This is a genomic window from Aestuariivirga sp. (assembly GCF_044239095.1).
Classification (GTDB): Bacteria; Pseudomonadota; Alphaproteobacteria; order Rhizobiales; family Aestuariivirgaceae; genus Aestuariivirga.
This window is the reverse complement of the sequence record NZ_JBIICB010000108.1, coordinates 1-12,682: the sequence shown is the minus strand read 5'-3', so window position 1 is coordinate 12,682 and position 12,682 is coordinate 1. Positions and strand designations below refer to the sequence as shown.

At 63.4% G+C, this 12,682-nt stretch carries 13 protein-coding genes and 1 tRNA gene; 8 read left to right on the top strand and 6 right to left on the bottom strand.

Annotated features, from left to right (window positions below):
* Positions 1-31 precede the first annotated feature (31 nt).
* Positions 32-1,975 (bottom strand): acetate--CoA ligase, encoded by a 1,944-nt coding sequence (acs, locus tag ACILRA_RS11470; RefSeq protein WP_395662232.1) that lies wholly within the window; start codon positions 1,973-1,975, stop codon positions 32-34.
* Positions 1,976-2,065: 90 nt separating this feature from the next.
* On the opposite strand from acs, the gene ACILRA_RS11465 reads away from it, so the two are divergent.
* Positions 2,066-2,956 carry a hypothetical protein gene (locus ACILRA_RS11465; RefSeq protein ID WP_395662231.1) on the top strand — a complete coding sequence of 297 codons (891 nt, stop codon included), beginning with the start codon at positions 2,066-2,068 and terminating at the stop codon, positions 2,954-2,956.
* On the opposite strand, the gene ACILRA_RS11460 is transcribed toward ACILRA_RS11465, so the two are convergent.
* From ACILRA_RS11460 to tsaD, 4 genes are read right to left on the bottom strand one after another with little or no spacing between them, the layout of a single operon-like run.
* The gene (locus ACILRA_RS11460; protein WP_395662233.1) at positions 2,916-3,527 is read right to left on the bottom strand and encodes a class I SAM-dependent methyltransferase; all 612 of its coding nucleotides are present in this window, start codon (positions 3,525-3,527) and stop codon (positions 2,916-2,918) included. The genes ACILRA_RS11465 and ACILRA_RS11460 overlap by 41 nt on opposite strands.
* Positions 3,528-3,568: 41 nt before the next feature.
* Positions 3,569-3,991 carry an EVE domain-containing protein gene (locus ACILRA_RS11455; protein ID WP_395662230.1) on the bottom strand — a complete coding sequence of 141 codons (423 nt, stop codon included), beginning with the start codon at positions 3,989-3,991 and terminating at the stop codon, positions 3,569-3,571.
* Positions 3,991-4,281: a YciI-like protein gene (locus ACILRA_RS11450; protein WP_395662229.1), complete on the bottom strand. Its 291-nt coding sequence runs from the start codon at positions 4,279-4,281 to the stop codon at positions 3,991-3,993. The genes ACILRA_RS11455 and ACILRA_RS11450 overlap by 1 nt, the downstream gene beginning before the upstream one ends.
* Before the next feature lie 31 nt (positions 4,282-4,312).
* A complete protein-coding gene (tsaD, locus tag ACILRA_RS11445; protein WP_395662228.1) occupies positions 4,313-5,395 on the bottom strand; it encodes a tRNA (adenosine(37)-N6)-threonylcarbamoyltransferase complex transferase subunit TsaD in 1,083 nt (360 codons plus the stop codon).
* Positions 5,396-5,653: 258 nt separating this feature from the next.
* Here tsaD and hemC point away from each other — a divergent pair, with 258 nt between their 5' ends.
* From hemC to ACILRA_RS11410, 7 genes are all read left to right on the top strand, one after another.
* Complete coding sequence (gene hemC / locus ACILRA_RS11440) at positions 5,654-6,568, top strand: hydroxymethylbilane synthase (protein WP_395662227.1); 915 nt, start codon at positions 5,654-5,656, stop codon at positions 6,566-6,568.
* The gene (locus ACILRA_RS11435; RefSeq protein WP_395662226.1) at positions 6,568-7,287 is read left to right on the top strand and encodes a uroporphyrinogen-III synthase; all 720 of its coding nucleotides are present in this window, start codon (positions 6,568-6,570) and stop codon (positions 7,285-7,287) included. The genes hemC and ACILRA_RS11435 overlap by 1 nt, the downstream gene beginning before the upstream one ends.
* Positions 7,284-8,504 carry a COG4223 family protein gene (locus tag ACILRA_RS11430; RefSeq protein ID WP_395662225.1) on the top strand — a complete coding sequence of 407 codons (1,221 nt, stop codon included), beginning with the start codon at positions 7,284-7,286 and terminating at the stop codon, positions 8,502-8,504. Before ACILRA_RS11435 ends, ACILRA_RS11430 begins: the two co-directional genes overlap by 4 nt.
* Entirely contained in the window at positions 8,501-9,988 is a 1,488-nt protein-coding gene (locus ACILRA_RS11425; protein WP_395662224.1) for a heme biosynthesis protein HemY, read from the top strand. Before ACILRA_RS11430 ends, ACILRA_RS11425 begins: the two co-directional genes overlap by 4 nt.
* A gap of 66 nt (positions 9,989-10,054) precedes the next feature.
* Positions 10,055-10,130 (top strand) — tRNA-Thr (locus ACILRA_RS11420).
* A gap of 118 nt (positions 10,131-10,248) precedes the next feature.
* Positions 10,249-11,526, top strand: a complete 1,278-nt coding sequence (locus tag ACILRA_RS11415; protein ID WP_395662223.1) for a tyrosine-type recombinase/integrase — start codon at positions 10,249-10,251, stop codon at positions 11,524-11,526.
* Positions 11,510-11,713, top strand: a complete 204-nt coding sequence (locus tag ACILRA_RS11410; RefSeq protein ID WP_395662222.1) for a hypothetical protein — start codon at positions 11,510-11,512, stop codon at positions 11,711-11,713. The genes ACILRA_RS11415 and ACILRA_RS11410 overlap by 17 nt, the downstream gene beginning before the upstream one ends.
* Before the next feature lie 127 nt (positions 11,714-11,840).
* Here the strand turns inward: ACILRA_RS11410 and ACILRA_RS11405 are convergent, their stop codons facing one another.
* Positions 11,841-12,512 (bottom strand): hypothetical protein, encoded by a 672-nt coding sequence (locus ACILRA_RS11405; RefSeq protein ID WP_395662221.1) that lies wholly within the window; start codon positions 12,510-12,512, stop codon positions 11,841-11,843.
* Positions 12,513-12,682 lie beyond the last annotated feature (170 nt).

The window sequence follows — 12,682 nt, the reverse complement described above, 5'->3', positions numbered from 1 at the left end:
CCCCCTCCTTGCTGCGGCATTCCGGAGTGTCTCAGCCCTTCTTGTTCTGGCGTTGGGCGATCAGGTCGTCGACGACGGCCGGGTCCGACAGCGTCGAGGTGTCGCCCAGCGCGCCGAAGTCGTCCTCGGCGATCTTGCGCAGGATGCGGCGCATGATCTTGCCCGAGCGCGTCTTGGGAAGGCCCGGGGCGAACTGGATCTTGTCGGGGGTCGCCAGCGGGCCGATCTCCTTCCTCACATGGGCCACGAGATCCTTGCGCAGGTCGTCGCCGCCCTGCTCACCCGCCATCAGGGTCACGTAGCAGTAGATGCCCTGGCCCTTGATGTCATGCGGGTAGCCGACCACTGCGGCCTCGGAGACCTTGGGATGGGACACCAGTGCCGATTCGACCTCCGCTGTGCCCAACCGGTGGCCGGACACGTTGATCACATCGTCCACACGGCCGGTGATCCAGTAATAGCCATCGGCATCACGCCGGCAGCCGTCACCCGTGAAGTACATGCCCTTATAGGTGGAGAAATAGGTCTGCACGAAGCGGTCATGGTCGCCATAGACCGTGCGCATCTGGCCCGGCCAGGAATCGAGGATCACCAGATTGCCGGAGGCCGCTCCCTCAAGGAACTCGCCCTTGTCGTCCACCAGCGCGGGCCGGATGCCGAAGAAGGGCCTGGTCGCCGAGCCGGGCTTGAGCTTGGTGGCGCCGGGAAGCGGCGTGATGAGGATTCCGCCGGTTTCGGTCTGCCACCAGGTGTCGACAATGGGGCAGCGCTGGTCGCCCACCACCCGGTGGTACCATTCCCAGGCCTCGGGGTTGATGGGTTCGCCCACGGAGCCCAGCAATCGCAGAGACTTCCGCGAGGTGCGCGTCACGGCCGCCTCGCCCGCACCCATCAGGGCCCGGATGGCGGTGGGGGCGGTGTAGAAGATATTGACCTTGTGCTTGTCGATCACCTCCCAGAAGCGGGAGTTCGACGGATAGTTGGGAACGCCCTCGAACATCAGCGTCGTGGCGCCATTGGCGAGGGGCCCATAGACGATATAGCTGTGGCCCGTCACCCAGCCCACATCCGCCGTGCACCAGTAGATGTCGCCGTCATGATAGTCGAAGACATACTGGTGGGTCATCGCGGTGTAGACGAGATAGCCGCCCGTGGTGTGAAGGACACCCTTGGGCTTGCCGGTGGAGCCGGAGGTGTAGAGGATGAACAGCGGATCCTCCGCCTTCATCTTTTCCGGCTTGCAGTCGGCCGTCACCTGGGCGGCCTCTTCATGGTACCACATGTCGCGGCCCGGCGTCATTGCCACCTGGCCGCCGGTGCGGCGCACGACGAGCACCTTCTCATTGCCGGCACAGCGCTTCAGCGCCTCGTCGGTGTTGACCTTGAGCGGCACCTTGCGGCCGCCGCGCAGGCCTTCATCCGAGGTGATGATGAGCTTGGAATTCGCATCGTTAATGCGGCTGGCGAGCGAGTCGGGGCTGAAGCCGCCGAAGACGATCGAGTGCACGGCGCCGATCCGTGTGCAGGCCAGCATGGCATAGGCCGCCTCGGGGATCATCGGCAGGTAGATGGTGACGCAGTCGCCCTTCTTGACGCCGTTCTTCTTCAGCACATTGGCGAAGCGGCAGACGTGCTCGTGAAGCTCGTTGTAGGTGATCTTCTTGTCGTAATACGGGTCATCCCCCTCCCAGATGATCGCCACCTGGTCCCCGCGCTTCTTCAGGTGCCGGTCAATGCAGTTGTAGGAGACGTTGAGGATGCCGTCCTCGAACCACTTGATCGAGACCTTGGGGTAGGCATAGGTCGTGTTCTTGGTCTTCTTGGGCGCCTTGAACCAGTCGATCCGCTTGGCGTGCTTGGCCCAGAACTTGGCCGGGTCCTTGATCGAGTCCGCATACATCTTCTTGTAGCCGGCATCGTCGATGAAGGCCCTCTTCTTCCAAGAGGCGGTGACTGGATAGACTTTCTCGGACATAGGCGCATTCCTCCCATACATGCCGGAACTGGTGTGTCTTTTGGCGATCCGTTCTATAGCCTGCAATGAGACTCCTGTCTAAGAGCAGCCATGACCTCTCCACGGCACCTGAGCCTGTTTCTGATCCTTGGCCTGTTCTGGGGCGTCTCACCCAGCCTGTACCGGCACTGGGGCGTGATCGGCATGCCCGTTTCCCATGTCATCCTCTTCACCGGCTTCGGGGTGGGGCTGGCGCTGGCGCTCATCTGCCAGCTGCGCGGCATCGACTGGTGGGGCGGCCGGAAGCTGCAGTTCTTCGGGCTGGGCTGTGCCATCCTGATGAACGTGCCCTTCGCGCTGGGACTCCATTTCGCCCAGCACGTGCCGCCAACCGAGCTGGCGCTCATCATCTCCACGGCGCCGATCGTCAATTACCTGGTGGCGCTGGTAACCGGGCGGGAAAGCGCCGCCACGCGGCGGCTTGCCGCCATCATGCTGGGTTTCCTCTCGACCGCCATCCTCGTCATCACCCGGAAGGGCATGCTGCAGGGCGACGTCTCCTGGTGGCTGATCGCCGCCTTCTCGCTTCCCGTGCTCTATTCCGCCTATAACTGGTTTGCTGCCGTGTGGTGGCCACCCAAGGTCCATGCCATGGCGGCGGGCGTGGCCGAATCCTTCTGGTCCGGCCTGCTGGCTCTCCCCTTCTTCATCCTCTTCGCGCCGACGTGGTCGGGGGAGCAGCTGCCCATGGCCGCGTATTGGACGGTGCTGGCCGCCTGCGGAATGTGGACGCTGGAGCGCATCGCCTTCTTCACCCTGATCCAGGAGAAGGGGGCGGTCTTCACCGTGCAGGCGGTCTATCTCTCGACCCCCGCGGCGGTGGTGATCGCGCTCGCCTTCTATGGCGGGGCGGATATCTGGCTGTTCGTGGCGCTGGCCGTGCTGATGGGGGCACTCTACCTCAACAATACCGGCTCAGCCGCCAGACAGAAGTCATTTTGATCTCAGCGTCCTCAAGATCCCGTGTCACCTCGACCCGGTATTGCCCGAGCTTGGTGAGTTCGCCACGCGGCAGGTAGCTGCGGCCCGGGTCGCCGATGAGTGCGGGGATGCCCTGCTCCTCCGCCGCCGCGAGCCAGGAGAGCACGCGTTCCGCCAGGCCCTTCTCATAAAACAGGTCGCCGACGAGGATCACCTCGCAGGCAGGCGGAGCCGCCGCGAGCAGGTCCTCGCCCGTCACCTCCAGGGCGACGGCATTGAGCGCGGCGTTGAGGCGGATTGCGGCCAGCGAAAACCCGTCGATGTCGGCAGCCAGGGTGCCCGCGGCACCGGCCTTGAGCGCGGCGATGCCGACGAGGCCGGAGCCCGCAGCAAGGTCGAGCACGCGCTTTCCCGCAACGAGGGAGGGATCATCCAGCACATGGCGCGCCAGCGCCTGGCCGCCCGCCCAGGCGAAGGCCCAGAAGGGGGGTGGAAGCCCCATCTCGCCCAGCTCTTCCTCCGTCTTCTGCCAGAGGGGCACGGCCTCATGCGCAAGGTGAAGGCTGATCTCCGGCACGAGCGGCGGCGCCATGACGGTTGTGTTGGCGCGGATGAACGCCGCCCGGTCCGCGATCAAGGCTTGAGGCCGCCGAGCTTGCAGATGTACCTGAACTCCGCCTCGCTGACAGGCTGCACCGAAAGGCGCGAATTGTTGACCAGCACCATGTCCTTGAGCTTCGGGTCCGCCTTGATCTCATCCAGCGTCACGGGGCGCGGCAGGTCCTCCACCGCGCGGATGTCGACGCATTCCCAGGTGTCGACCTCGGATGTGGAATCGCGGTGGGCGAGATTGCAGACCTCGACAATGCCCACCACTTCGCGGCCATCATTCGAGTGATAGAAGAAGCCCCGGTCGCCCAGCTTCATGGCGCGCATGTTGTTGCGGGCCTGATAATTGCGCACGCCCGTCCACTCTTCCCCGGCCTTGCCCTTGGCCTTCTGCTGCGCCCAGGACCAGACCTCGGGCTCGGACTTGAACAGCCAGTGGTTCGGCATCAGGCGGCCTCCGGATTCTTGATCAGCCACTTCCAGGGCTTGATCTCGACCGCGGCGAAGAGGCCGGCCTTGGCATAGGGGTCGTTCGCGGCCATGACCTGTGCCGCCGCGCGGTCCGCCGCCTCGATGATGACGAGGCTGCCGATGGGCGAGCCTTCGTCACTGGTGAAGGGCCCCGCCGCCTTGAGCGACGAGCCCAGGCTTTCGAGATATGTCAGGTGCTCGGGCCGCACCTGCATGCGGAGGTCAAGGCTGTTGGGCTTGTCAGTGCAGAGGAGAGCGAAGAGCATGGTATCCGTCCTTGTTGCGAAATGAGATTGGTCAGGCCTTGGCCCCGAGCTTGCCCGAGCCGTAGACGGGGGCCTGCGTCTCGTCCAGAGGCCAGCGGGCGCGGGCGGCAACACTCAAGTCATCGGTGAGGCCCAGCGCCAGACGCTCCGCCCCGGCCCAGGCGATCATCGCGGCATTGTCGGTGCAGAGCTTTGGCGGCGGCACGATGAGGCGAAGGCCGAAGCGCTCCGCTGCCTGCTCGAACACGGCCTTCAGTTTCTGATTGGCGGCAACGCCCCCCGCCACGATCAGCGCCGGGTTCTCGACCGCCGGGTGGGCGGCGCGGAACAAATGGACGGCCATGGTGAGCCGGTCTGCCATGGTCTCCGCCACGGCGGCCTCAAAGGAGGCGCAGACATCGGCCACGTCCTGGTCCGTCAGGAGCCCAAGGTCATTCACCGCCTCGCGCACTGCTGTCTTGAGGCCGGAAAAGGAGAAGTTGCAGTCCTTCCGGCCTTTCAGCGGACGGGGGAAGGCAAAGCGGCGCGGGTCTCCCTTGCGGGCTTGAACTTCGACCTGCGGGCCGCCGGGGTAGCCCAGCCCCAAGAGCTTCGCCACCTTGTCGAAGGCCTCGCCCAGCGCATCGTCGATGGTGGTGCCGAGGCGGTGGTAGCGGCCGACACCTTCCACGATCTGGAACTGGGTGTGGCCGCCGGAGATGAGCAGCAGCAGATAGGGAAAGTCCACGTCATCCAGCAGCCTGGCGGTGAGGGCGTGGCCCTCGAGGTGGTTGACCGCCATGAGGGGCTTCCCATGCGCCAGTGCGATGGCCTTGGCCATGGTGAGACCGACGATGACCCCGCCCAGAAGGCCCGGCCCTGCAGTAGCCGCGACACCATCGAGCTCGGAATAGGTCAGCCCGGCTTCCGCCATCGCCTGCGCCACCAGACGGTCCAGATGGTTCACATGGGCGCGGGCCGCAATCTCCGGCACCACGCCGCCATAGGGCGCGTGGTCCTTCAACTGCGAGAGCACGACATTGGACAGGATCGTGCCCCGCCCTGCCCCGTCCCGCGCGACAACGGCGGCGGCGGTCTCGTCGCAGGAGGTTTCGATGCCGAGAATGCGGGTCATGGGAGGGGCATAACGCGGGGAAAGGCAGGGAGGCAATGGCCGTTACGCGGACAGAGGCCCTCATCCGCCCTTCGGGCACCTTCTCCCATCCCTTCGGGACGGGAGAAGGGGACGCTGCCAGATCACGGGTCCCTTCTCCCGTCGCGACGCGATGGGAGAAGGTGGCCGACAGGCCGGATGAGGGTCCCTTGCGGCAGGTGACGCCCGCGAAGTTTACAGCTAAGACTGTCACGGACTGTAGCACTTGCCGGATTTGACATGCCGAAGCTGAAGATTGGTACCCGTGGCTCCCCCCTCGCCCTTTACCAGGCGAATGAAACCAAGAGCCGCCTGAAGGCCGCGCATGGCCTGGCTGATGAGGACATCGAGATCGTGGTGATCACCACCACGGGTGACCGGATCCGCGACCGACCGCTGTCCGAGATCGGCGGCAAGGGGCTGTTCACCAAGGAGATCGAGGAGGCGCTGTTCGCCCGCGAGATCCACCTCGCCGTGCACTCCATGAAGGACATGCCGGCCAGGCTGCCGGACGGCCTGGTCATGGCAGCACTCCTGCCGCGCGAGGATGTGCGCGATGCTTTTTTGAGCCCGGTGGCGGCGTCCATCGGCGATCTGGCGAAGGGGGCGGTTGTCGGCTCCTCCTCCGTGCGGCGGGGCGCGCAGCTGAAGCGCATCCGGCCCGACCTGGAGGTGATCCAGTTCCGCGGCAATGTGGAAACCCGGCTCAAGAAACTCGATGACGGCGTGGCGCAGGCGACCTTCCTGGCCGCGGCGGGCCTCAAGCGGCTGGGCCTGGCTGACAAGATCACCTCGCTCGTTCCCATCGACGTGATGCTGCCCGCCGTGGCGCAGGGCTGCATCGGCATCGAGACGCGCGCGGATGACCAGGGCACGCGCGATCTTCTGGCCGCCATCAACCATGAGCCCTCTGCCATCGCCGTCAATTGCGAGCGCGCCTTTCTCGCGGCCCTCGACGGCTCTTGCCGCACACCACTTGCGGGGCATGCGCGGATCGAGAACGGCCAGGTGACGTTCCGCGGCCACGCGCTGACGCTCGATGGCGTGCATTGCTTCGAGACCACGCGCGAAGGCTCCCCCGCCGATGCGGCGCGCATGGGGCACGAGGCGGGAGAGCAGGTGAAGGCCGAGGGCGGCAGCCTCATCGCCTTCTGATGCGGATCGCCGTCACCAGGCCCGAGGAGGACGCGGGCGCGCTCCGCGCGAAGCTCGAGGCGATGGGACATGAGGTGGTGATGGCGCCGCTGCTGAGCATTGCGCCGCGCGATGGTATTGCGATCCCCAAGCGGGACTGGCAGGCGATTGCGGTGACGAGCGCCAATGGCATCCGCGCGCTGCCCGGAGGCCACGGGCTGACATCCATCCGTACACTGACGGTTGGCCCGCAGTCGCTGAAGGCGGCGACCGCTGCGGGCTTTGCGGCAGAAGCGCATGGCGGCGACGTGGACGGGCTTGCGGCCTTTGTTCGCGGGGCGCTCGACCCGGGACACGGGCCGATCCTCTATCTCTCAGGGGCGGAGACCGCGGGCGACCTGGAAGGGCAACTGGCGGCGGCGGGCTTCGACTGCCACCGGGCAGTGCTCTATGACGCCGTTCCGGCAAGGGGCCTCGGCCTGGCCGAACAGGCCCTGCAACGCGGTGAAATCGATGCTGTTCTGCTTTACTCGCCGCGTACCGCGCGAATCTGGCTACAACTCGTCCGCGAGGCCGGGCTTGCCACGCAGGCAGCGCATGTCAGGAATTTTTGCCTGTCACAGAATGTTGCCTCAGTTCTGCCAGAGGACTGGGCTAAGAATACGCCCGAAACACCCGACGAGCAGGCCATGCTGGCCCTGCTTGCACAGACAAGGGGAAGCCGTAAGGTCCATCCATGAGGAGTGATCAGAACCACACTGGAAGCAACGCCATCAGGCCGCAGGTGATCGACCTCGACGCCGAGGACATCACGATCGAACCGGACACGCCCCGGCCGGATGCGGGGACGGGGGACAGCCAGGAACCCGCCGGACAGCCGGCAGAACGCGCGCAAGGCGGCCGCTGGACCGCCCTGTGGCTGCTTGGCGCCCTGATCCTTGGCCTGATCGGCGGGGGCTGGCTCTACCGGGATGCCTTGTCGGGTTATCTCCCCTCAAGCGAAATGACGGCGATGAAGGCGCGGCTCGACGCCCTCGAGGCGAATGGCAGCGGGCTGGCCGGGGAAATCGCCACCCTGAAACAGGCCACCGGCGGCGCGGCCGCGGCTGCGGGCGAGGCGGCACGCAGCGCCGGTGACGCGCTGGCCGAGGCGAAATCCGCCTCTGCCGGGCTCAGTGGCCTCACCGATCTCGGCACACGCCTTGATGCCATGGACGCGCGCATTGCTGGGGCTGAAACAGCACTCAAGACGGCGGATGCTGACCTGGCCTCCGTCCGCAACGCCCTGTCACAGGCCGCGGCCGCCTCCGCAGGCAGCGCCGCGCCCGCGGATACGGCAGCACTGGCAGCACTGGGGCTGCGCATCGACGCGCTGGAAAAGGACATGGCAAGCCTCAAATCCGCCACCGCGCAGGCCACAGGCGGCGGCACGGCCTCCGTCACCTCAGCCCTCTCCCAGGCCCTGTCCGACCTCAAGGCCAAGGTGGCGGCCGGGACCGGCTATGGCGAGGAGCACGGCCGGATCGCGCGCATGGTGCCCGCAGCGGCGGGCCTGCAGACGGTGGGCGCGCGGGCGGCGGAAGGGCTGCCCAACGCCGCGGGCCTGACGGAAGAACTGCGCGCCGCCATACCCGCGCTGCCGCAGCCCCAGGCACCCGCAGCACAAGACAACAGCTATCTTGGCAGCCTCATGGACTCGCTCTCGAGCATCATGGACATCCGCGTCATCGGGGACACGGACTGGCCGGGCGTGGCCGGGCAAGCCTTGAGCTTCGCTGAGGCGGGCGACCTGAACCAGGCCATCGCCGTGATCGATGCGGCCGAGGGCGACAAGCCCATGGCCCTCGTGCAATGGCGCGACCGGGCCGCGGCCCGGCTGCAGCTGGAAGCCGCCCTCGCCGAGGTTTCGGACGCCGTGCTGCGCCAGATCGCGGCGCTGGGAGGGGCGCAGCAATGATCAAGCTGCTCTGGCGCTTCTTCCTGCTCGTTGTGCTGGCGGCGGGCTTTGCATGGATCGCCGACCGGCCGGGGACACTCACCATCCGCTGGCTTGGCCGCGAAATCGAGATGAGCTTCATCAGAGGCGTCGTCGTGGCGGTGCTGTGCGTCATTGCCATCTGGTTCGTGTGGAGCGTGTTCCGCAGGCTGTGGTCGAGCCCGCAGGCGGTTGGCCGCTACTGGGCCTACCGCAAGAACCGCAAGGGCTATGAATCGCTCTCACGCGGTATCATCGCGGCGGGCGCCGGGGATGCAACCGCAGCGGCAAAGCATGCGGCCATTGCCGGCAATTCGCTGCTGGACGAGCCGCTGGTCAATGTGCTGGCCGCACAGGCCGCGCAGCTCAAGGGTGACCGCGCCTCGGTGAAGCGCATCTTCGAGGCGATGACGAAATCGCCCGATACCGAGGCGCTGGGCTTGCGGGGGCTGTTCTCTGATGCGCGCCAGTCAGGCGACATGGCCGCGGCGCGCCGCCACGCCGAGCGCGCGCTGGCGCTGAACCCGCGGCTCTCCTGGGCCTCGGGCGCGGTGCTGCAGCTGCAATCCGCCGCCAGGGACTGGCCGGCGGCGGCGGCAACGCTCAGCCAGCAGATCAAGTCCGGGCTGATGCCCACGGCCGAGGGCAACCGCAAGCACGCGGCCGTGCTCGCCGCGCAGGCCCTGGCGAGCGAGGACGGCGACAAACCCCGGGCACTCGACCTCGCCCTGAAGGCGCACAAGCTCGACCCCGCACTGGTGCCAGCAGCGCTTGCCGCGGCGCGCGTGCTGATCTCCCAGGTCTCAACCCGCAAGGCCTCGAAAATCCTCAAGGAAACATGGCTGCTCTCGCCCCACCCGGACATTGCGGAGCTGCAGGCGCATCTCATCCCCGGCGACGGGCCGGAGGCCCGCTACGACCGGGTGCGCGAGTTGCTGAAGGAGCACAAGGGCGGACTCGAGGGATCGGTGGCGCTCGCCCGGGCGGCAGCCAGCGCCAAGCACTGGGACGTGGCGCGCGAGGCGCTGGCCCCCTGGCTCGCCGACCGTCCGCAGGCCCGCATCTGCGCGCTGATGGCAGACATCGAGGAGGCAGAGGGCGACAAGGGCCGGGCACGCGAATGGCTGTCACGGGCCCTCACCGCACCGAGGGACCCGATCTGGGTCTCGGACGGCGTGGCGAGCCCGCGCTGGACGCCAGTCTCGCCCGTCTCCGGCGAGATCGTGCCGTGCGAATGGAAGGCGCCCTTCGAGATGCCCGAAATCGCCGAACCAGCCGCCACCATCCGCCCGCCAGAACCGCAACAGGCCCCGCCCCCGCCCCCGCCCCCCCAGGAGGCGCCGCCGAAGTCCCTTGAAGCCCCCAAAATGGTCATCCACCAGCGCCCGCCCGACGACCCGGGCCTGCCCGAGGACTTCGACGCACCACAGGTTCCGGCACGGCGGTCGCTCCCGGCCGACGGCTGAGGAAGCCTGCGCCACGACGGTTGCAGCCCTCCGCAAAATACCCTATATCCCGCGCCGTTACGGGAAGCCGCTTTAGCTCAGTTGGTAGAGCACATCATTCGTAATGATGGGGTCAGGTGTTCGAGTCACCTAAGCGGCACCAGTTTTCTTCAATAAAATCAGTTAGATAGCAGATAACCGAAACACGCTCAGTTACTGTTTTTGATCGTATTACCACCATATTACGTTTTCTTTCCGTAACGTCCTGCTATAATGGTTCTATGCCGAAAGATAAGGTAATCAACAGCCAGTCTTTCCATGACGGCAAAGTCGTCCTCTATCAGCTTGAGAACCGCCCAAAACAGCTTTGGCTCTGCCGACTGAAAGTGCCCAACGGGACAGGCTACCTCTACAGAGGGACTGGCACATCAGACCTCTATGAAGCTCGCAAGTTCGCCGACAAACTCTATGATGAGATTCGCCTGCGAGTAATGATTGGCGAAGTAGTCACAAGCAAGAACTTCCCGAAAATGCTGGCTGAGTTTGAGCAGAACTACCCCGCAGAAGCGCCATCGCCAAAGCGGGTGGAAGACATCCTTCAGTTCCTCAAGAACTACGCCCTGCCCTACTTCTCAAAGAACAAACTCACCGAACTGAACGAGGTGGAAGTCACCAAGCTGTTTGACTGGAGACGGCAGAACTACAAGCGGAAGCCACCGTCCAACACCACCATTCTCGCAGAAATGAGTAACTTCAAGGTATTTGCCGATTGGTGCTACCGCAGAGGACATTTCAAGAAGAAGGTAGAGTTTGACCGCCCATCCCTTGTTGAAAGCCCTCGCTCTCACTTCAATGAAAAAGACTGGGCAAAGCTGACGCGATTTCTTCGTGAATGGGTGAAAGACGCGAAACATAAGTCTGGACCGATTCTTCGCGACCGAACCATGATGATCAACTATGTCCTCATCCTCGCCAACACAGGTATACGCCCAGGTGAAGCCAGAACCTTGAAGTGGTCAGATATTGATACCTTCATCGGAGACGACGGCAAAGAGAACATCGTTCTTCAAGTCAAGGGCAAGACTGGACCGCGAGAAGTCGTATCACGAACGCCAGATGTGCTGATTTACCTCCAGCGCATCCATGAACTGCGGACGAAAGAACGCGGTGGTGAAAAGCCACCCATGAGTGAACCCATCTTTGCCCACCAAGACGGAACACCAGTCAAATCATTCAAGAAGGGCTTCAACGCTCTCATCAAAGAAGCAGGCGTTGAATACGATACGAACGGGCAGAGACGGGTCATCTATTCCCTGCGACACACCTATGCGACCTTCCGATTACAGGAAGGCGTCAATCACTATGTGTTGGCTCGCAACATGGGTACATCGGTGAAGATGCTTGAGAATTTTTATGGGCATACAAACAACCGCGCGATGGCTTCTGAACTGACGAAGACCCGCTCCAAAGACCGCAAGAAACTGCCTTGGGAGGAGAAGTCTGCTACCGCTGTATCCTCCCCCGATATTCAATCAAGAGTTCATGCCGACAACGAATAAAAAGAAGTTCTGGCAACAACCCGACTGGGACTGCCTATCACCTCGCCGCAAATACCCTTGGTCTGTTTCAGCACCAGGTGACTATCAGGATATTCTTTCCACCTATGACTGCCTGATAGACAACCCATACGCCAAAGATGACTTGAAGCAATCACGGTTGAAACCCGATGCTGAACAACCCGACTGAAGCATCATTCCAATAGCGATGGATTCATTCCGAGCAGTTCTAAACCAGTTCGGAAACTGCCCTGCTATCTCTGCTTATGGGCAGAAACAGCGAACTCCTGAAGCCTCCTAAAAGCCCGCGCCCCTCTTCAGGGCGGCGTGCCTAACGACCCCTTCGGGAAATTCGCTAAAGGAGCCATCCTGTTGCTTGAAAGGCTGTAAACGACGAAGAATCCAGCCAACACGCTCAGAACCAGCATTTCACCGCCATCTTCAATAGACCCAGCTATGAAATAGGCGGTTCGTCCGACTCTGGTCATCATCTGATGGACCATATCAACTACGACGCCGAAAAGTGCTAATAACAGCAGCATCTTTCCCGTGAACACAATGATGTATCGCTGATCGGCACGGGCGAGGGAATAGGCAATGCCCCACAACAGGAAACTTGAGGCTCCCAAGGAAGCCATAACGAACATTTCGCCATATTCCTGAAGGCGCAGACCCAAGATAGGCTCCAGAGTCAGAGTTGACGCAATCTTGCTCCCGAACGATTCGTGAATCCCGAATGAATCAACAACAAGCAGAGCCAAGAAAATAATTGCCAAGAAAACAAATGCCGCCTCTCCGCGTCGTATCGCAAGGACTATGGACAAATAGAATAGCCAGAAGAACTTGAGATACTGATAAAACTCTGGGTAAGATCTATCAATCTCTATACTGAATAGTGGCACCCTCACTCCCAGCATCCACAGCGTGATGTGGGTGCCAATCAATAGAAAATCCACTGCCATGAATATGCTGACAGCCAGAACCTTCATAGAGCGTCCATTACCTTGAAATGAAGAAGTTACTACCTTGAGCAGCCTAAGGGGGACGGTCATTGCTTGCAAGTGGGAACGGCGGTGGAAAACTAGACCACGGTAGCGGCGGGATTGGCCCGCTGCGGGCGGAGTAAAAGTCGCCCACTATCTATGTCCTTTCTGTGTGA